This window comes from Mesorhizobium sp. M1169, from assembly GCF_040318345.1.
Taxonomy (GTDB): Bacteria; Pseudomonadota; Alphaproteobacteria; order Rhizobiales; family Rhizobiaceae; genus Mesorhizobium.
In genome coordinates, this window is sequence record NZ_JAMYME010000019.1 from 76,220 (window position 1) to 94,119 (window position 17,900).

Here is a 17,900-nt window from a genome sequence, read left to right on the forward strand (position 1 = left end):
ACGGGCCATGGCAGACACGGTCAGCACTGCGGGCGCACCGGCGCTGGTTGGCGCCAGGAATTATCCGGCGGCGCTCGAATGGGCGGCGCGGCGGGCGGAAGCCTTCGTCATACCGCTCGCGGCGCTGATCGTCGGCATGGCGCTGTTCAGCGTGTTCATCGCGCTGGTCGGCAATTCGCCGGTGCAACTCTACGAGACGATGTGGCGCGGCGGCTTCGGCTCGTGGTTCTCGATCCAGAACTCGCTGTCGCGGGCAGCACCGCTTTTACTGGCAGCGCTCTGCGTGGCGCTGCCGGCCCGGCTCGGCCTCGTCGTCATCGGCGGCGAAGGCGCGATCGTGCTGGGCGGCGTTGCCGCCGCCGCCATCGGCGTCGCGGCGAATGGCGCGCCGGCTTTTCTGGTCATCCTGCTGATGGGCGTGGCGGGCGCGGTCGCCGGCGGCATCTGGATCGGTGCCGTCGGCGCACTCCGCCACTACCGCGCCGTCAACGAAACCATCTCCAGTCTGCTGATGGCCTATATCGCCATCGCGCTGATGAACCATCTGGTCGAAGGGCCTCTGCGCGATCCGGCTTCGCTCAACAAACCCTCGACCGAGCCGCTGGCGGATGCCTACCGCATCGGCAACATTCCAGGCATGGACGTGCACTGGGGCCTGGTCGTCGGCATTCTCGCCTGCCTCCTGTCCTGGCTGTTGATCGAAAAGACGCGCTGGGGGTTTGCCGCCCGCATTGCCGGCGGCAATGTCAGGGCAGCTCAGGTGCAAGGGCTTGCCGTCGGGCCGCTGATCGTCGGCTTCACCGGGCTGGCCGGCGGCTTCGCCGGGCTGGCCGGCATGCTGGAGGTCGGCGCCGTGCAAGGCAGCGCCAACGCCTCGCTCGCCGCCGGCTATGGCTATACCGGCATCCTCGTCGCCTTCCTCGCTCGCCACAATCCGCTCGCCATCATCCCGGTCGCTTTCCTGCTCGGCGGTATCGGCGCTTCCGGCGGGCTGATCCAGCGCCGCATGGACCTGCCCGACGCCACCGTGCTGGTGCTGCAAGGCATGCTCTTCGTCGTCATCCTGTTCAGCGAAACCTTTTACGGCCGCTTCAAGGTCTTCAATCCCGATCTGTGGAAGAGAGGCTCCTGATGGACGCGACCGAGATCGGCCTGTGGGGCGTGCCGCTCGCCATTCTCGGCGGCGCCATCCGCGTTTCGACGCCCTTCATCTTCGTCTCGCTCGGCGAAGCCATCACCGAACGCTCCGGCCGCATCAATCTTGGCCTCGAAGGCACGCTGGTCTTCGGTGCGATGACTGCCTACGCCGTCGCGGTGATGACCGGCTCGCCATGGCTCGGCGTGCTGGCTGCCGCCGGTGCCGGTCTTTGCTTCGGCCTGTTCCACGGCTGGATCTGCAAATTCCGCGGGGTGAACGACATCGCCATCGGCATCGCGCTGATGCTGTTCGGCTCCGGCCTCGCCTTCTTCTTCGGCAAGCCGTTCATCCAGCCCTCGGCACCAGACCTGCCGGCCATCGCCTTCGGTGGCTGGTCGGATATCCCGCAGGTGCAGGCGGCGCTCAACGTCAACATCCTGTTCCTGATTGGTGCCGCACTTGCCGTGTTCCTATGGTGGGCGTTCCGCAATACGCGCGCCGGCCTGATCGTGCGCGTCGTCGGCGACAGCTCCGATGCGGCGCGCGCCATGGGCCTCAATCCCAACACCGTGCGCCTGCTTGCGACAGGTGTCGGCGGTGCGCTTGCTGGCATCGGCGGCGCCTATCTGTCGCTCTATTATCCCGGCAGCTGGACCGAACGCATCTCGTCGGGGCAGGGCCTGATGGCGGTGGCGCTGGTCATCTTCGCCCGCTGGAATCCGCTCGGCTGCTTTGCCGCGGCACTGTTGTTCGGCGGTGCGGGCGCGCTGGGCCCGGCGTTGCAATCGGTCGGGGTCACGCAGGGCTACTACCTCTTCTACGCCGCGCCTTACATCCTCACGCTCATCATCATGATCGCCACCTCGTCGCCGAGCCGCTCGCTTGCCGGCGCGCCGGGCGAATTGTCGATCACCAAATGACTGGAGTTTTTCCGATGAACGCCAGAGCCGAGATCACCCAGCGCTACATCGACGCCGACCCTTATCCATGGCCTTATAATGGCGAGCTCCGGCCGGACAATACGGCACTGATCATCATCGACATGCAGACCGATTTCTGCGGGCCGGGCGGCTATGTCGATCATATGGGCTACGATCTTTCGCTGGTGCGGGCACCGATCGAGCCGATCAAGTCGGTGCTCGCAGCCATGCGGGCCAAGGGCTACACCATCATCCACACGCGCGAGGGCCACCGGCCCGATCTCGCCGACCTGCCGGCCAACAAGCGCTGGCGTTCGCGCCGCATCAATGCCGGCATCGGCGACCCCGGACCTTGCGGGCGCATCCTGGTGCGCGGCGAACCCGGCTGGGAAATCATCCCCGACCTCTATCCGGCGGCGGGCGAGCCGATCATCGACAAGCCCGGCAAGGGCTCGTTCTGCGCCACCGACCTCGAGCTGATCCTGCGCCAGCGCGCCATCGAAAACATCGTGCTGACCGGCATCACCACCGACGTCTGCGTCCACACGACGATGCGCGAGGCCAACGATCGCGGCTTCGAATGCGTGATGCTGGAGGATTGCTGCGGGGCAACCGACTACGGCAATCATCTCGCCGCGATCAAGATGATCAAGATGCAGGGCGGCGTGTTCGGCGCGGTGTCGAATTCGGCATCCTTCGTCGCGCAACTGCCGTGAGGAGGCGATCTTGAGCGGAAGCACTGGGAAGAAGGCCGTCGGCGTCGAGACCATCGGCATGACCATGCGCTTCGGCGCTTTCACCGCGCTGGACGATGTCTCGATCAAGGTGCCGGCGGGATCGTTCCACGCGCTGCTCGGCGAAAACGGCGCCGGCAAGTCGACGCTGGTCAAATGCATGATGGGTTTTTGCCATCCGACCGCCGGCGACATGCTGGTCGATGGCCGCGAGGTCGCGATCGCCAGTCCCAAGGACGCGTCGGCGCTCGGGCTCGGCATGGTTTATCAGCATTTCACGCTCGTTCCGTCGCTGACCGGCGCGGAGAACCTGGTCATTTCGCGCGAGAAGGTGCCGGGCGTCATCGACTGGCGCAAGGAGCGCGCCGCACTTGCGCAATTCATGCAGCGTATGCCGTTCAAGCTGCCGCTCGACGTCAAGGTGGCGGAACTTGCGGCCGGCGAGAAGCAGAAGCTCGAAATCATCAAGCAGCTCTATCTCGGCCGCAGTTTCCTGGTGCTCGATGAGCCGACCTCTGTGCTCACTCCCGGCGAGGCACAGGAAGTGCTTGGCCTGGTGCGCGACATGACCAGGACCGGCGACCTCACCGTGCTGATGATCTCGCATAAATTCCACGAGGTGACGGCCTTTGCCGACGATATCACCGTGCTGCGCAAGGGCAGGCTGACCGGAACCGGAAAGGTCTCCGAACTTTCCCACAAGCAGATGGCGGCGATGATGATCGGCGACCAACCGATCGCCGCACTCGACAGCCGCGCCCCGGTGCCGGCCGGCGCCAGACAGGTGCTGACGGTAAAGTCGCTGAAGGCGCCCGACCGCACCGGTTTGAAAACCATCGACATCGGCGAACTCGATGTGAAGTCGGGTGAGATCGTCGGCATTGCCGGCATCTCCGGCAACGGCCAGAAGGAGTTTCTCGAAGTCCTTGCCGGACAGCGGGCGCGCAATGGCGGCGACGTTCTGGTGAAAGGCTCGCCCTATGGCGCCAGCCGCAGCGAGGCGCGTACGCTCAATGTCCGCTTCATTCCGGAGGAGCCGTTGCGCAATGCCTGCGCACCGAAGATGACGGTGGCGGAAAACATGGCCTTCCGGACCTTCGACCTCAACGAGGCGGGCAAGCCGGTCAACTGGATCAGGATGAGTGCGATCAGGGACTACGCGGCCCGCCTGGTCGAACAGTTCAAGGTCAAGACGGCATCGCTCGCTTCGCCGATTTCGTCGCTCTCGGGCGGCAATGTGCAGCGCGCCGTGCTGGCGCGCGAGCTGACCGGCGAGGTCGATTTGCTCATCGTGTCCAACCCTTGCTTCGGCCTCGACTTCTCTGCCGTCGCCGAAATCCGCGCCCGCATCATGAAGGCGCGCAACGCCGGTGCCGCCGTGCTCCTTATGTCGGAGGACCTTGATGAGCTGCTCGAGCTCTCGGACCGCATCTTCGTCATGTCGGATGGCGCGCTGGTCTATGAAACGCCGATCGCGCAGGCGAGCGTGCAGACGATCGGCGAGCACATGGCGGGACATCACTGATGGCGGAGATCGAGGCGCTGCCGTTTCCGTTTGTGTTCAAGCCTGAGGCGATGGCGCTGGTCGTCATCGACATGCAGCGCGACTTTGCCGAACCCGGCGGCTTCGGCGCCAGCCTCGGCAATGACGTCAGCCGGGTCACGGCGATCGTGCCGACGGTGAAGAGGCTGATCGCGGGGTTTCGCGCCGCTGGCCTGCCGGTGATCCACACGATGGAGTGCCACAAGGCAGACCTTTCGGATCTGCCGCCGGCCAAGCGCAATCGCGGCAATCCGTCGATCAGGATCGGCGATGTCGGGCCAATGGGTCGTGTGCTGATCGTCGGGGAGCCGGGAACGGCGATCCTCGATGAACTTGCCCCACTGCCTGGCGAGATCGTCATCGAAAAACCCGGCAAGGGCGCGTTCTATGCCACCAGCTTCGGCGACGACCTCAAGCGGCTCGGCGCACAGCAGCTAGTCTTTGCCGGGGTGACGACGGAGGTCTGTGTGCAGACGACGATGCGCGAGGCCAACGACCGCGGCTATGAATGCCTTCTGGCGGAGGATGCCACTGAGAGCTATTTTCCGGAGTTCAAGGCGGCAGCCCTTGCCATGATCAGGGCGCAGGGCGCCATCGTCGGCTGGACGGCAACGACGGACCAGGTGCTCGAGGGACTTTCCAATGCCTAACGTCGCATACGCGGCTCTCATCCAAGGGGGCTGGCGTGATCTGCCATTCGAGCATTTTCGCGAAGGCATCACAGTGCATTGGCTGCTCAAGGGTGGGCCGATGGAACCGTCGGTCGCCATCCTGAACTACCGGGCTGGCGCCAGCGTGCCGCGTCATCGCCATGCCGGGCTGGAGACGATCATCGTGCTGGAAGGCACGCAGAGCGACGAGAACGGCGATCATGCCGCGGGCAGCGTGATCCTGAACCCGGTCGGAACCGAGCATTCGGTGTGGACCAAGGATGGCTGCGTCGTGCTCATCCAGTGGAACCTGCCGGTAGTCATTCTGGGCGAGGCCAAATGAGCGACATCCGCTTCGACATAGCGAGCCTGCACGTTGCCTATCAGGCCGGCGTCGGCATTGGCGAGGTGATCGATGTGGTCCATGCGCGGCTCGCGGCGGCCGATGACCCCGGCATCTTCATCCATCTGGCGAGCAGGGCGGAGTTGCTTGCCGAGGCGGAAAAGCTCGGCCCGTTCGATCCCGCGGCAAAGCCGCTGTGGGGCGTGCCGTTCGCGGTCAAGGACAACATCGATGTTGCCGGCATGCCGACCACGGCGGGTTGTGCGGAATATGCCTACTTGCCGGCGAAAGACGCCACCGTCGTCGCGCGGCTCAAGGCCGCCGGCGCGCTGGTTGTCGGCAAGACCAATCTCGACCAGTTCGCCACCGGCCTGGTCGGCGTTCGCACGCCCTATCCAATCCCGAGGAATGCGATCGACCCGAAACTGGTGCCGGGCGGTTCCTCGTGCGGCTCGGCCGTGGCGACGGCGCGCGGCATCGTCTCCTTCGCGCTCGGCACCGATACCGCCGGTTCGGGGCGCATACCCGCCGGCCTCAACAACATCGTCGGGCTGAAGCCGAGCGTCGGCGCGCTATCAGCCGCCGGCGTCGTGCCGGCCTGCCGGACGCTCGACTGCGTCTCGGTCTTCGCGCTCACCGTCGATGACGCCTATCACGTGTTCGAGGCGGCGGCGGCAAAGGACGACGCCGATCCCTATTCGCGTGACCTCTGCATTCAGGCTCTTGCCGCGCGCCCGCCGGTGCTGACTGTCGGCGTGCCGGCCAGGGCGGACTGGACCTTCTTCGGCGACGAGGCGATGCAGGCGGGTTTCGAGGCCGCTCTTGCCTCGCTGGAGACGCTGGGCTGCCGGCTGGTCGAAATCCCGTTCGGTGATTTCTACGCCACCGCCACTCTGCTCTACGAAGGCGCCTGGGTGGCCGAGCGTTACGCCGCGATCAGGGACTTCATGGATGCCAACGAGGCCGCCATGCATCCGGTGACGCGGCAGATCATCGGCGGTGCGCGAAAACTTTCCGCTGCGGACGCTTTCAAGGGGCTCTATGCCCTGCAAGGCTATAAGGCCAGGCTTGCGCCGGTCATCGCCTCGGTCGACGTTTTCTGCGTGCCGACCGCGCCGACGCACTACACAGTCGAAGCGGTGCTGGCCGATCCCATCGTCACCAACAGCCGGCTCGGCACCTACACCAACTTCGTCAATCTGCTCGACATGTGCGGCATTGCCGTGCCGAGCGGAACCCGCAGCGACGGTCTGCCGATGAGCGTCACCTTGCTTGCCGCGGCGGGCAAGGACCACCTGACTGCGTCGCTTGCGCGCGATGTCCATGCGGCAAGCGGCCTTGCGCTTGGTGCTATCGGCTGGCCGCAGCCGCAGCGCGGCGATGTTCTGGCGGGCGTGGATGAAGGCACGATCGAGCTGGCCGTGGTCGGCGCGCATCTGTCGGGGATGGCGCTGAACGGCCAGCTGCAGCAGCTCGGCGCAATGTTCGCCCGGGCTGCAAGAACGGCGCCGCTCTACCGGCTTTACGCGCTCGCCGGCCAGTCGGTGCCGCGACCGGGGCTCGAACGGATTTGCAACGGCAAGGGGACAGCGATCGAGGTCGAAGTCTGGCGGCTCTCGCCGCAAGCCTTCGGCCGTTTTGTTGCCGCGATCCCGCCGCCGCTAGGCATCGGCACGCTTCTGCTTGATGACGGAACTTCGCCGAAAGGCTTCCTCGTCGAAAGTGCCGGTCTCACCGATGCAAAGGAGATTTCGCATTTCGGCGGCTGGCGCAATTTCATGGCGGGTCAGCTGCAGCGAAGCTGACGCTATCACTCGACCTTTTGCCTAAACTTCGAATGGCAGCTCGAGCAATCCTGCAAGATGAGATGCAGGAGGTGCTCCGCCGGCAATTTAGTGGGATCGGCTTCCGCGAGTGATGGTCGCTTGCCAAGCAGGCTGCCACCGCCCATCGCCAGGCCGGAACCCATTCTCATGTCGTCGGTGATGCGCGGCGGCGCCCGCTCGGCGTCGGAGGCCAAGGCGCTGGCCAGCGTCCCGATGTGGCAAGCCAGCTCTTCGAACTCCGCGCGGGCGGGGTCGATATCCGGCCTGGCGCCTGAAGGCGCGCCCAATGTCGCGCTGGGGAATTCGGCAATCAGGGCAGGGCCGGTGCGGGCGCGGATGGTCTCGGCCGCCGCCTTGAAGGCCGCGGCGTCGTACGCCTGCTTGCCGTCGAACATCCCGGCTATCGTCTTTGCGGCCTGGGCCATTTCCTTCATCGAGGCCTGGCGAGCCTGGATGACCGCATCACGACCCGAATGGGCGGCGGCGAGCACGACAGAGACGCAGGCAAGCGACAGGACCGCTATGATAGCTGCTCGTCTCATCGTTGGCACATAAGGAGCTAGAGAATTCTTGTGACCAGACTGTCCAGTCGGGAGTTCTCGCGATAGGCAAATCGGACCACAACGGCACCTAAGACGCCAGTGATGGCACCGCCTATCACGTCGGTGAGATAGTGGGTGCCGATATAAATTCTCGACCAGCAGATCAGCAATGCCATGATGGAGAGGGCCAGCATCCGGCGCGGCAGACCTTGCATTGCAAGAGCAGCAACAACCGCAAAGCTGGCTGTCGCGTGGTCGGAGGGAAACGACCAGTCGGCGCTGGGCGCAATCAGCAGATGCGTCACGCCGGCATCGTAGGGCCGCAGCCGGTGGACGAATAGCAAAATGAACTGATTGATCGCCAGACCGAGCAGGAACGCCAAGCCGGCGGACAAGGCAGCATGGCGCACATGGTAGCGGTCGGCCTTTGCCCACCATTGCAGGGCAACAGCCAGCACCATCAGCGGAACGCCGATTTGTGAGACGGCGATCATTGCCTTATCAAGAAAAGGGCTGATCCCGGCTGCCGCGTTGATCCAGTGGGTTAGAGCTGCATCCATCGTTTCTCGTTTCCGCTGTTGTCGATCGCAAGGTGAATTTTGTGAAAGCAGTAGACGAACGCCGCATCCATCAGATTTTCGAGCTCAGCATCTGGCTTAAAGGGGCGCATGCCCTGATCGAATGCGTGGGCGGGATCCTGCTTTATGTCGTCACCACCGACGCCATTGCCTCCTGGGTCAATACATTCACCCAAGAGGAATTGATCGAAGATCCGAACGATTTCATAGCTGGCTATCTGTCGCAGATGGCAAGCCACTTTTCCGTCGCCAGCAAGGAGTTTTATGCCTTCTACCTGCTTAGCCACGGCCTGATAAAACTGCTGCTCGTTGTCGGGCTTTTGAGAGGCAAGCTGTGGTCGTATCCGGCATCGCTTGCGGCGCTGGGCGCATTTATGTTCTATCAAGTCTACCGCTACTCCTACACTCATTCGTTCGGCCTGCTTGTCCTGACCGTATTCGATGCTGTCGTCATGGTGCTGATCTGGCATGAATGGAAGGTCGTGCAGCAGCACAAGCCGGCATGACAGCGAAGTTTGCACGTCAGCCGCTCCGATTTTCAATCCACCTCACTGGGCGACGCCTTGTCCTGCCAGCTCGTCGATGATCGGGCAATCCGGCCGCTCGTCGCCGTGGCAGTGACTGACCAATTGGTGAAGCAAGCCGCGCAATCCGACCAGTTCGGCGATCTTCCTGTCGACCTCGACCAGCTTGGCTTTCGCGATCGCCTTCACGTCGGCGCTGTCACGTTCCCTGTCCTGATACAGCGACAGCAGCTGGCGGCATTCGTCGACCGAAAACCCCAGGCTTCGCGAGCGCTGCAGGAAGCGCAGCCGGTGAATATCGGCCGTCGAGTAATCACGATAGCCATTGTCTGTCCGGGCCGGGTGCAAGAGCCCGATATCCTCGTAGTAACGGATCGTCTTGGCCGGCAAGCCTGATTTTTCGGATGCGACGCCGATGTTCATGGCGGAAATCTCCTTTGTCGGAGGAAATAGACCTTCCAGTAGATGGAAGGTCAACATGATATGGCGATTTTGGATGCCTGACGCAACCGCCCGCCTGCTCCAACCGTTTGCCTGCCAGCACATACTGAACCTTCGGGAAGAAATCGGTCCTCGGAAACGTTTTTACCGAACAGTGCTCAAAACCCGGTGTTCGACACCGGGTGCCGATGAGCAAAGACCCTCCGGCGCTGGCTCGACGCAACACCGTGCAGACGCCGAGGAGACAGAACATGCCCGTCAAGGCCTATATCAACCGGATCGCGACAGCGGTGCCGGAGTACGAGGTTCATCAATTCTACCTGCGTTTCGCGGCCTCCATGCTCGCGGCCGATCGCCGGAGGATATTCGAACGCATGGCCGATCTTGCCGGCATCGAGCACCGATATTCCTGCTTTGCGCCGGCGTCCGACCCCGACGGACCGTCCGCCGACCTGGCCGGAACCTTCATCCGGGGCGCGTTTCCCGGAACGGCGGCGAGAATGGCGATGTTCGACGATGCCGCACCTGTTCTGGCGCAAAAGGGCATCGACGGATTGCAGCTTGGCGACGACGCTTCCCGCATCACCCATTTGATCGTCACCACCTGCACCGGCTTTTCGGCGCCGGGCATCGATCTCGAGTTGGTTGCGCGTTGCGGGCTGCCGAACGGGATCGAACGCACGATGATCGGGTTCATGGGTTGCTATGCGGCGATCAACGGCCTCAAGCTGGCCCGCCACATCGTCCGCTCCGACCCGCAGGCCAAGGTCCTGCTGGTCAATATCGAACTCTGCACGATGCATCTGCGACAGACCACCGAGCTGGAAAAACTGCTGTCGTTCTGCCTTTGGGGCGACGGCTGCGCGGCTGCGCTCATCACTGCCGAGCCGGTCGGCATCGAGCTCGATAGCTTTCACTGTCTGGTGGCGAGGGAACGGCGGGACCTGATGCGCTGGAACATTCGCGACCACGGCTTCGAAATGGTTCTTTCCGGCCAGGTGCCGGCAGCGATTCATGAAGCGTTGCGGAACAGCCAGGCCGCCGTCCTCGGAGGCCGATCGGCGAAAGACATCGACCTTTGGGCCGTGCATCCGGGTGGACGTTCGGTGCTCGACGCCGTCGAAAGGGCCCTGGAACTGGAGCCCACCGCGCTGGAACCATCGCGCGAGGTGTTGCGCCAGTATGGGAACATGTCGTCGGCGACCGTCATGTTCGTGATGAAGGAGATGCTGAAGGCGCCACCCGGCCTGCTCGGTTGCGGCATGTCGTTCGGACCCGGGCTGACGGCCGAAACCATGCTCTTTCGAACGGTGTCATGAGCGGCCTGGAGCACCGGCAGCTTGCGCCGGAAATCCTCGACGGACTTGCGGCCGACGATCCGCGAGCGCTGGCCGCGCGTCGCGACCTTCGGCGCATCAATATGCTGATGTTTCAGGTGCCGATCATGACGTCGTTGCTCAGGAGGTTTGTGCCAAAGCCGCCACGCCGCATTCTGGAGATCGGCGCCGGCGATGGCTCCTTCATGCTGACGGTGGCGCGGCGCATGACCAGGCATTGGCCCGGGGTCGAACTGGTGATGCTCGACCGCGTCGGCCTCCTCACCGCGCAATTGCGCGGCGATTTTGACCGGCTGGGATGGAGGGCGGAAGGCGTCACCGCCGATGTCTTCGACTGGGCAGGAAAGATCGAGGGCGCGCGGTTCGACGCCGTCACCGTCAATCTGTTTCTGCATCATCTCGACGATGCGCAACTCGTGCGTCTATTTTCGCTGATCGGGCCGAAAGCCCCGTTGCTCATTGCGACAGAGCCGCTGCGGGCGAAATTGCCGCTGGCCGCGACCCGTCTTCTGCCGGCAATCGGCGCCAACGACGTCACACGAAACGACGCGGCGCAAAGCGTGCGTGCCGGCTTTCGCGGCAGCGAGCTTTCCGGTCTCTGGCTTGAGGCCAACGGCAAACCGGTCGAGGAACGACGCGCCGGCCTGTTTTCCCACATTTTCGTCGGCGCCAGCGCCGGCAACGACCCATGACGCGATTGTCGACCCATGACGCGATCGTCATTGGTGCCGGCCCGGCGGGCACCTCCGTCGCGCTCACGCTGGCCCGGCGCGGATGGGCCGTGGCAATTGTGGAAAAGAGTGCGTTTCCACGCCGCAAGGTCTGCGGCGAATATATCTCGGCAAGCAATCTTGCGCTTCTCGACCGGCTTGAGATCGGCGATGCCTGGCGTACCAATGCCGGCCCCGAAATCCGCCGCGTCGGTTTGTTTTCCGGGGAGACCTGCGTCGAGGCGGCAATGCCACGTGCGGGAGCTGGGCCTCGGGCGAAAGACAGCTTCGGCCGGGCGCTCGGCCGGGACATTCTCGATTCTCTGCTTTTGCAAGCGGCGCGATCGGCGGGTGTCGAAATCTTTCAACCCTGCCGCGCCGTCGCCATCGAGCGGGATCGCGAGATGCAACGGGTGCGAATTCATCCCGGGCACGGAACGGCGATATTGCGAGCGCCGGTGATTGTCGCCGCACACGGCTCGTGGGAACCGGGACCATTGCCCAGCCAGCTCGCAAAGGCCAATCGCCCGTCGGACCTGCTCGGCTTCAAGGCGCATTTCACCGGGTCGTCCCTGCCGCCGGATTTGATGCCTCTGCTGGCCTTCCCCGGCGGCTATGGCGGCATGGTTTCGGCGGATCATGGCCGGTTGTCGGTCTCGTGCTGCATCCGGCGCGATATGCTCGCGCGGCTGCGTAAACAATATGGCCCCAAACAACGGAGCCACGTGTCGGCCGCCGATGCGGTCGCGCGCCATCTCGTGGACTCGTGCCGAGGCGTCAGGAACGCCCTGGAACCGGCTCTCCTCGACGGTCCGTGGCTTGCCGCAGGTCCGATCCGGCCGGGAATTCGCTCGTGCTACGAAGAGGACATCTTCCGCGTCGGCAATGCAGCCGGAGAGTCTCATCCTGTCATCGCCGAGGGCATCTCGATGGCGCTTCAGTCCGGCTGGCTGCTGGCTTGCGAACTCGCATCCGCGCCAAGTGGCCGGGCAGGGCGCGAGGCTGCCGCCACACGCTACGGGGCGGCCTGGAAAAGACTGTTCTCGACACGGGTCTACGCCGCCGCGGCCGTTGCCGGAATTGCCCTTCGCCCCGGCAGCGCCACCTTGATGGCAGCGATCGTCCGGAATTTCCCGCAGACACTGACGCTGGGCGCGCAACTGAGCGGCAAGACCAAGCCGGTTCCCGGCTTCGTCTAGGCGACATAGCGGTCCCATGAGCCGTAGTGCTCCTTGCTTCGGCGCCCCCGAGGCAGGCTGAGGCCGATCACAACTAGCCCTGCAACGGCATTGTTCAATGTCGAACCTCTGGTCGCGCCGTCGAGCAGCCAGGGCGCTGCGATCAGCCATAACCCGAACGGCAGGTTGAGGAAACGCAACGGCCGTGCCACCTCGGCCATGGCGCAGACCGCGATCGTGATGATCATGGCGCCCGAGAGGTGATCGCTGTTTGCAATGGCGCCGGCCGTGCCGAAGACCAGCCGCGAGATCATCAGCCAACCGCCGACGATACAGCATGCGACCAGCGTCCATGGAAACGTCACGCCTCGAATGGCTGCGGCGGACTGTGCGGCAAGCGCGGCGGAAAAGCCGGGATCGTTCTTGTCCGCCTCGCCGTTCGGCTCCGGCCCGCCTTGGAAAAAGGTGCGCCAGAACGGACGGTCTGCCCGCACGCTTCGGAGCATATATTGGCCCATCGCCACTACCTCATCGAGCGTCAGCGGTATCATGATCAGCATGGCCGCCGCCGCGATCAGGCACAGCGTGCAGTAGGTTCCGATCATGATCGGCTGGATGATGATGAAGAAGATCGAGACGCCGCCGAGCGGCACCACCAGGATGAAGAAGAACGTCACCATCCAGGGCATGGTTCGCCAACGGGTCGCCGTGCCCATCGCGCCCATCAGCGTTTCGATCATATAGGCCGCCGCGCCAAGCCCGGCATCGGCGACAGGCCAGGCCCGGGACACATCGGACGTGATGATGAACTCCGTGCCGTTCCTGCCGCTGCCGCCGGAAAAGAACGGCTCCCAGACGGCGCCCACCTGGCCGAGCTGGTAGGCGGTGAGATAGCGGGCGATGAGGAAGCCGAAGAAGCCGAGCGCGATGATCGGCAGGCGCTGCAGCCAGGATGATGGCGAGTAGGTCCAGCCGGGCGGAACGGTGCTCTCATCCATCATCCCTTCATGGCTCATGCCCGGCATCATCGGGACGAGCACCGAGAAAGTGATGGCCAGCGCGCCGACGATCGTGTCGTTCATGGTGGCTGCGGCGCTCGGCGTCCAGAAGAACAGCGGCGCGAACAGCAGCCAGAGGCCGACGATCGTCGTCCCCCATTGCGCCCAGGAAAAACGCGGCGACAGCGCGAGCCCGCCAAACAGCATCAGCAGCAGCCCCGAGGCGATGTCGCTCCAGCCGGTGAGCGCGTTGCGCAGCACCGGTTCCCACAGTCCACGCTCTTGCGTGACGTCACGCACAGTGCCAGCCGCCGCCGGATCGAACAGCGCGAACTGAAGCGGGCTGGTGAGGAGCCACACGCCAAGCGTGATGACCAGGAAATGAGCCCAGAGCATCTGCTTGCCCATCCCCGCCATCTCGGCCATGTGTCCGGGTTTCATCTTGTCGTGTTTGGCCTCGAACGCCTTGTCTTTCTCTCGCGCTTTTGTTCCGCTGCCGGCCACCTTGGCGGCGTTGAGCTTGTTGGCCCGATACCAGCCGGCGGGATCTGCCTTGAGCGCGTCGACGATCCGCGGCAACGTCTCGCGCAGGGAATGCCGGGGCTGCCAGCCGAGGACATTGCGGGCACGGCTGATATCGATCGCGTAGTGGTCGTCGGCGATATCGACCATCCAGGGACGAACGAATGATTCTTCGCCCAGCACGTCCTGTTGGACCCAGGCACCCGCCTTGGCGAGCGCCTTCGGCACCTCCCGTGTCTCCCAGTTCTCGCCACGGATCAACCGACCAATCTCGGCTTGAAGTTCGCCGTAGCCCATGACCTCAGGCTCGCCGAGAAGCAGCGCCAGCTCCGTGGGAAGTTTCTTCCGCCGATCTATAAGGCGCGCCACCGCATCGGTGAGGTCTTCCAGATGCAGGAACGACTGCCCGGTGCGCAGGTCACCCGGATATACATGCCCGGTCGGATCCTCTTCGTAGATACGTGCAATCTGATTGGCGAGGAATGCGTTACGGCCGAGATCATCATAGACGCCGGCCGGCCTGGCATAGACGACAGGGATCGCCCCGTGCTGCTCATGGATCAGGCGCTCGGTCTCGATCTTCGAGGTGCGGTAGGGTAGGTTCGATTCGAGCGGCCAATCCTCATCGATGATGTCGCCTGGTCGGCCAGCCTTGTGCGCCAGCATCGAACTCATGAAGACAAACTGCTCGACCTCAAATTGTTTCAGGGCGCGCAGGAGCTTCTCGGTGCCGCCAACCGTAATCTTTTCGTAGAGCGGGTTCCGTTCGCCTGTGAGATCGAAATAGGCCGCAAGATGGATCACCGAGGCGAGGCGGGCGCCATAGCCCGTCCGCACGCGCGCCAAGCCGGCTGCCACGGCGTCCTCCGATGTCAGGTCGATGCAGACGCACTCCGCGGCCGGCGGCGGCTGACGCGTCGCCGCCCGGTCGAGGCCGACGAGAGCAAACCGGTCGGCGAAGCTGTTGACCAGAGCCGAGCCGATGAAGCCGGTGCTGCCGGTAACAATAACCGTGTCTTTGCGCTTCGCCATCCAGACCTCATAGCCGGCGATTTGCCACTCCTGAGAGGGCCGAAGGCGACAGACGTTAAGAGCCGGAGGGCCGGACCAGTTCCGACGCCGACCCGATGACGCTGCTGCTTCCGGTGACGCCTACAACTTTCCGTCCTTTTTGCTCTTTTGACCCCGACTGCCTATGCCGTCAGGTTCGCAAATATTTGACCAGCGCCGCGATCGCGAGCACGAGGGTGACAAGCACCAGGACCCAAATGAGCGCCATGCCGCCCATCATCCACATTGAACCGTCCATCATCATTACAATCATCCCTCCCGCCGCCGCTGCCACCGGCGATTGCGAGGGGAACTAGTTCGCCATGTACGCCCGTCAAGGCGAACTCGATCAGCCCACGAAGGCGGTGGCTTGACGGTCAATCAGGGCATGTTCAATGCTATCGACGAACGAGTTCATAGTAGGCTTCGGCCAAAACATGCTGGCCGTGCGGTAACTCGGGAATGGCAGGGCTTTGATCCAGTGCCTCCAGCGCTCGCAGCAAATGCTCCGCGACATCTGATCTGCCTTGCCGATATGCCTCTCTGAACAGGGCCAGTAGCTGCCTTTCGAAATTCATGGTTCGGTCCGCCATTGGACGATCTCCGGAAGTTGGCAATGAGCCTAACCGTTCCAGCCACCGGAAGGTCAAGCGCTCCTTTCAAGAAGCTAGAACAGGTTGAGAGCGCTTGTTGAACCGCATCCGAGGCGTCGCCCGGCTCTACTCTCCACCGCCGCAGCCGTCGGAGAGATCCCAGACGTCGACGACCTGCTTGCCGGTGAAACCGTGCTCGCGGATCAGGAACTTCGCCAGCCCGCCATACACTTTCCAGCGCCAGCATTGACAGCAGCATGGGCCTTTCTCGTTGGAATTGGCCATCGCATAGTCGTAGGCCTGCTGCTCTTCGCCGGAGAGTTTCACATCGTAGTAGGGAATCAATTTTTGGGCGATGCCAGCCGGAATGTCGTATGGATCGACGGGGATCATGGCGATATCGCGATACTTGGTCAGCCCATTCAACTGCTCGATGTAGCGCTTCATTTCCATCGGGCTGCAACATGAGCCCTTGATCCGCGACGTGCTTGGCATGGTTGCGATCGACTCCGTGAATTTGGCCGAACACGTGCTGTTGCCATTTTCGCTGAGGTCTTTGAAGCGACCCGCCATACCGGGGTCTTCCGCAGCGATTGCCAAATCCGGTTCGTTGACAAAGCCGGCAACCATCGCGGCGCCGAAAACACCGCCGAAAACAACCATTCGTCTGTTTGGGGACATTGTCCGGACCATGACTAATTCCTTTCCCGGTCTTCAGCCGATGCGCGTGAATATTGGAAACTGTTCGAGCAGCCAGAACGAGAATGTCGACATCCGTCCGGTGACCATGGCGAGCCCCATGACGACCATGATACCCCCGGCGGCGAACTGCAACATCGAGCCGGTCCGGCGCATCGCCTTCAGCCGCCGCGCCAGACTGTCGGTGAACAGAGCGGCAAGCAAGAAGGGAAGGCCGAGGCCGAGCGAATAGACGGCGAGCAGCGTCACGCCTTCGGCGACGGTGGCCGACGCGGCGCCGACGGTCAGGATGGCGCCGAGGATCGGGCCTATGCACGGGGTCCAGCCGAAGGCGAAGGCGAGGCCGAGAACATAGGCCGACGTCGCCTTGCCACCGGGCATATCGGCATGAAATCTCGCTTCGCGCATCATCCAGGATGGGCGAAGCAGACCGGTGAGGAACAGGCCGAACAGGATGACGATCGCACCGCCGGCAAGGTTGAGCTCGATGCGGTGGCGGAGCAGCAATCGGCCGAGCGCCGTGGCGCTGGCGCCTAGCACGATGAAGACGGTCGAGAACCCGAGCACGAAACAGAGGCTCAAAGCGGCCGCCGACAGGCGCGCCGACCCGTCCATCGGCGTCCTGCCGGCGACATAGGACACATAGCCCGGCACCAGCGGCAGCACGCAAGGAGAGAGAAACGAGACGATGCCAGCCACGAAGGCGGTCAGCACGCCGATGTTGGAGAGTTCGGGCATCGGTCAATTGTTCCCGCTTGCCGGCGTTACTTCTTCAGGGCCCTTGCCTGCCCGATCAATTTCTTCATCGAAGCAAGATCGGTCGCGCCTTGAAAAATCTGGTCGCCGACGACGAAAGTCGGCGTTCCGGCGATTTTCAGCGCCTGAGCCAGTTTCGCATTTTGGTCAATCGCCGCTTGGATGTCCGGATGCTGCATATCGGTCTTCAAGCGAGGGACGTCGAGGCCGACCTCGGCCGCGATCCTGAGAACGATCGTCTCGTTCACCCGGCTCTTGGCGTCATACAGGGCCTTGTGGAACTCCGCATATTTGCCCTGCATCTGAGCCGCGAGCGCTGCCTTGGCCGCAAATACGGAATCAGGGCCGAGGATGGGGAATTCCTTGTAGACGATGCGCAACTGCGGGTCGTTGGCCGCGGCTTGCGCCATGATCGGCGCCACTTGGCGGCAATAAGGGCAATTATAGTCGAAGAATTCGGCCATGGTGACGTTGCCTTGCGCATTGCCGCCGACGGGGCTTTGCTTGTCGCGGAAAATGTCGTCCGCGCGCGACGCCAGAACCGCCTTTACCTGGGCCGCCTCGGCCTCGCGCTGGCGCTGATCCAGGCTTTGCAGCGCCTGCACCAGGACTTCGGGATGGGCGAGGATATAGTCGTGGATGCGCTGGTCGATTTGGTCCTGGGACATTCCGCCAGCCGCCATCGCCGATCGCCCGGCGCCCTGAAGGCCCGGATTTAGCAGGAACCATCCGGTCACGGCGGCAAGCAGCAGGGCGCGGACAAGCCAGCTCCCATATCGGTTTGCCTGTTTTACGCTGATCGTCATATGCATCTCTCC

The 17,900-nt window shown here is 63.5% G+C and carries 19 protein-coding genes; 11 read left to right on the top strand and 8 right to left on the bottom strand.

Translation table 11 applies throughout. The annotated features are described in order from the left end of the window. The first annotated feature begins 7 nt into the window (after positions 1 to 7). Genes NKH41_RS19370 through atzF form a run of 7 tightly spaced genes read left to right on the top strand, consistent with a single transcriptional unit; the run spans position 8 to position 7,133 of the window. Positions 8 to 1,132 (top strand): ABC transporter permease, encoded by a 1,125-nt coding sequence (locus tag NKH41_RS19370; RefSeq protein WP_352501330.1) that lies wholly within the window; start codon positions 8 to 10, stop codon positions 1,130 to 1,132. Next, the gene (locus NKH41_RS19375; RefSeq protein ID WP_352501329.1) at positions 1,132 to 2,058 is read left to right on the top strand and encodes an ABC transporter permease; all 927 of its coding nucleotides are present in this window, start codon (positions 1,132 to 1,134) and stop codon (positions 2,056 to 2,058) included. Before NKH41_RS19370 ends, NKH41_RS19375 begins: the two co-directional genes overlap by 1 nt. Before the next feature lie 14 nt (positions 2,059 to 2,072). Next, the gene (gene biuH, locus NKH41_RS19380; RefSeq protein WP_352769500.1) at positions 2,073 to 2,774 is read left to right on the top strand and encodes a biuret amidohydrolase; all 702 of its coding nucleotides are present in this window, start codon (positions 2,073 to 2,075) and stop codon (positions 2,772 to 2,774) included. A gap of 58 nt (positions 2,775 to 2,832) precedes the next feature. Next, a complete protein-coding gene (locus tag NKH41_RS19385) occupies positions 2,833 to 4,317 on the top strand; it encodes an ABC transporter ATP-binding protein (protein WP_502895680.1) in 1,485 nt (494 codons plus the stop codon). Next, positions 4,317 to 4,985, top strand: coding sequence for a cysteine hydrolase family protein (locus tag NKH41_RS19390; protein WP_352541667.1), 669 nt, complete (start codon positions 4,317 to 4,319; stop codon positions 4,983 to 4,985). Before NKH41_RS19385 ends, NKH41_RS19390 begins: the two co-directional genes overlap by 1 nt. Then, entirely contained in the window at positions 4,978 to 5,328 is a 351-nt protein-coding gene (locus NKH41_RS19395; RefSeq protein ID WP_352501326.1) for a cupin domain-containing protein, read from the top strand. Before NKH41_RS19390 ends, NKH41_RS19395 begins: the two co-directional genes overlap by 8 nt. Continuing rightward, entirely contained in the window at positions 5,325 to 7,133 is a 1,809-nt protein-coding gene (atzF, locus tag NKH41_RS19400) for an allophanate hydrolase (RefSeq protein WP_352769506.1), read from the top strand. Before NKH41_RS19395 ends, atzF begins: the two co-directional genes overlap by 4 nt. 5 nt (positions 7,134 to 7,138) lie before the next feature. On the opposite strand, the gene NKH41_RS19405 is transcribed toward atzF, so the two are convergent. Both NKH41_RS19405 and NKH41_RS19410 read right to left on the bottom strand, forming a co-directional pair. Next, positions 7,139 to 7,696 (bottom strand): cytochrome c, encoded by a 558-nt coding sequence (locus tag NKH41_RS19405; protein ID WP_352769509.1) that lies wholly within the window; start codon positions 7,694 to 7,696, stop codon positions 7,139 to 7,141. A 17-nt stretch (positions 7,697 to 7,713) separates the two neighbouring features. Then, positions 7,714 to 8,256, bottom strand: a complete 543-nt coding sequence (locus tag NKH41_RS19410; protein WP_352473248.1) for a phosphatase PAP2 family protein — start codon at positions 8,254 to 8,256, stop codon at positions 7,714 to 7,716. A 41-nt stretch (positions 8,257 to 8,297) separates the two neighbouring features. Between NKH41_RS19410 and NKH41_RS19415 the strand changes: the two genes are divergently transcribed. Then, entirely contained in the window at positions 8,298 to 8,780 is a 483-nt protein-coding gene (locus tag NKH41_RS19415; RefSeq protein ID WP_352933362.1) for a DUF2127 domain-containing protein, read from the top strand. 42 nt (positions 8,781 to 8,822) lie between these two features. Here NKH41_RS19415 and cueR read toward each other — a convergent pair whose 3' ends face one another. After that, positions 8,823 to 9,221 (bottom strand): Cu(I)-responsive transcriptional regulator, encoded by a 399-nt coding sequence (gene cueR / locus NKH41_RS19420; RefSeq protein WP_352473250.1) that lies wholly within the window; start codon positions 9,219 to 9,221, stop codon positions 8,823 to 8,825. A 269-nt stretch (positions 9,222 to 9,490) separates the two neighbouring features. Between cueR and NKH41_RS19425 the strand changes: the two genes are divergently transcribed. Genes NKH41_RS19425 through NKH41_RS19435 form a run of 3 tightly spaced genes read left to right on the top strand, consistent with a single transcriptional unit; the run spans position 9,491 to position 12,485 of the window. Beyond that, the gene (locus NKH41_RS19425) at positions 9,491 to 10,558 is read left to right on the top strand and encodes a type III polyketide synthase (protein ID WP_352769513.1); all 1,068 of its coding nucleotides are present in this window, start codon (positions 9,491 to 9,493) and stop codon (positions 10,556 to 10,558) included. Continuing rightward, the gene (locus NKH41_RS19430; RefSeq protein ID WP_352473252.1) at positions 10,555 to 11,268 is read left to right on the top strand and encodes a methyltransferase domain-containing protein; all 714 of its coding nucleotides are present in this window, start codon (positions 10,555 to 10,557) and stop codon (positions 11,266 to 11,268) included. The genes NKH41_RS19425 and NKH41_RS19430 overlap by 4 nt, the downstream gene beginning before the upstream one ends. Then, a complete protein-coding gene (locus tag NKH41_RS19435; RefSeq protein ID WP_352769516.1) occupies positions 11,265 to 12,485 on the top strand; it encodes an NAD(P)/FAD-dependent oxidoreductase in 1,221 nt (406 codons plus the stop codon). The genes NKH41_RS19430 and NKH41_RS19435 overlap by 4 nt, the downstream gene beginning before the upstream one ends. On the opposite strand, the gene NKH41_RS19440 is transcribed toward NKH41_RS19435, so the two are convergent. The 5 genes from NKH41_RS19440 to NKH41_RS19460 form a co-directional block, all read right to left on the bottom strand. Further along, on the bottom strand, positions 12,482 to 15,016 hold the full coding sequence (locus NKH41_RS19440; protein WP_352769519.1) for an NAD-dependent epimerase/dehydratase family protein: 2,535 nt from the start codon (positions 15,014 to 15,016) through the stop codon (positions 12,482 to 12,484). The two genes, NKH41_RS19435 and NKH41_RS19440, sit on opposite strands and share 4 nt — an antisense overlap. Before the next feature lie 416 nt (positions 15,017 to 15,432). Next, complete coding sequence (locus tag NKH41_RS19445) at positions 15,433 to 15,627, bottom strand: hypothetical protein (protein WP_352473255.1); 195 nt, start codon at positions 15,625 to 15,627, stop codon at positions 15,433 to 15,435. 126 nt (positions 15,628 to 15,753) lie between these two features. Then, a complete protein-coding gene (locus tag NKH41_RS19450) occupies positions 15,754 to 16,320 on the bottom strand; it encodes a hypothetical protein (protein ID WP_352473256.1) in 567 nt (188 codons plus the stop codon). A 21-nt stretch (positions 16,321 to 16,341) separates the two neighbouring features. Continuing rightward, positions 16,342 to 17,064 (bottom strand): cytochrome c biogenesis CcdA family protein, encoded by a 723-nt coding sequence (locus NKH41_RS19455; protein WP_352473258.1) that lies wholly within the window; start codon positions 17,062 to 17,064, stop codon positions 16,342 to 16,344. Between the two features lie 26 nt (positions 17,065 to 17,090). After that, complete coding sequence (locus NKH41_RS19460) at positions 17,091 to 17,888, bottom strand: DsbA family protein (protein WP_352542788.1); 798 nt, start codon at positions 17,886 to 17,888, stop codon at positions 17,091 to 17,093. Between the last annotated feature and the right edge of the window lie 12 nt (positions 17,889 to 17,900).

What these genes read in the sequence shown, in the direction of transcription:
- NKH41_RS19370 (WP_352501330.1), top strand. Translation starts at nt 8, where the DNA reads ATGGCAGACACGGTCAGCACTGCGGGCGCACCGGCGCTGGTTGGCGCC.
- NKH41_RS19375 (WP_352501329.1), top strand. Translation starts at nt 1,132, where the DNA reads ATGGACGCGACCGAGATCGGCCTGTGGGGCGTGCCGCTCGCCATTCTC.
- biuH (WP_352769500.1), top strand. Translation starts at nt 2,073, where the DNA reads ATGAACGCCAGAGCCGAGATCACCCAGCGCTACATCGACGCCGACCCT.
- NKH41_RS19385 (WP_502895680.1), top strand. Translation starts at nt 2,833, where the DNA reads ATGACCATGCGCTTCGGCGCTTTCACCGCGCTGGACGATGTCTCGATC.
- NKH41_RS19390 (WP_352541667.1), top strand. Translation starts at nt 4,317, where the DNA reads ATGGCGGAGATCGAGGCGCTGCCGTTTCCGTTTGTGTTCAAGCCTGAG.
- NKH41_RS19395 (WP_352501326.1), top strand. Translation starts at nt 4,978, where the DNA reads ATGCCTAACGTCGCATACGCGGCTCTCATCCAAGGGGGCTGGCGTGAT.
- atzF (WP_352769506.1), top strand. Translation starts at nt 5,325, where the DNA reads ATGAGCGACATCCGCTTCGACATAGCGAGCCTGCACGTTGCCTATCAG.
- NKH41_RS19405 (WP_352769509.1), bottom strand. Translation starts at nt 7,696, where the DNA reads ATGAGACGAGCAGCTATCATAGCGGTCCTGTCGCTTGCCTGCGTCTCT.
- NKH41_RS19410 (WP_352473248.1), bottom strand. Translation starts at nt 8,256, where the DNA reads ATGGATGCAGCTCTAACCCACTGGATCAACGCGGCAGCCGGGATCAGC.
- cueR (WP_352473250.1), bottom strand. Translation starts at nt 9,221, where the DNA reads ATGAACATCGGCGTCGCATCCGAAAAATCAGGCTTGCCGGCCAAGACG.
- NKH41_RS19425 (WP_352769513.1), top strand. Translation starts at nt 9,491, where the DNA reads ATGCCCGTCAAGGCCTATATCAACCGGATCGCGACAGCGGTGCCGGAG.
- NKH41_RS19430 (WP_352473252.1), top strand. Translation starts at nt 10,555, where the DNA reads ATGAGCGGCCTGGAGCACCGGCAGCTTGCGCCGGAAATCCTCGACGGA.
- NKH41_RS19435 (WP_352769516.1), top strand. Translation starts at nt 11,265, where the DNA reads ATGACGCGATTGTCGACCCATGACGCGATCGTCATTGGTGCCGGCCCG.
- NKH41_RS19440 (WP_352769519.1), bottom strand. Translation starts at nt 15,016, where the DNA reads ATGGCGAAGCGCAAAGACACGGTTATTGTTACCGGCAGCACCGGCTTC.
- NKH41_RS19445 (WP_352473255.1), bottom strand. Translation starts at nt 15,627, where the DNA reads ATGGCGGACCGAACCATGAATTTCGAAAGGCAGCTACTGGCCCTGTTC.
- NKH41_RS19450 (WP_352473256.1), bottom strand. Translation starts at nt 16,320, where the DNA reads ATGGTCCGGACAATGTCCCCAAACAGACGAATGGTTGTTTTCGGCGGT.
- NKH41_RS19455 (WP_352473258.1), bottom strand. Translation starts at nt 17,064, where the DNA reads ATGCCCGAACTCTCCAACATCGGCGTGCTGACCGCCTTCGTGGCTGGC.
- NKH41_RS19460 (WP_352542788.1), bottom strand. Translation starts at nt 17,888, where the DNA reads ATGACGATCAGCGTAAAACAGGCAAACCGATATGGGAGCTGGCTTGTC.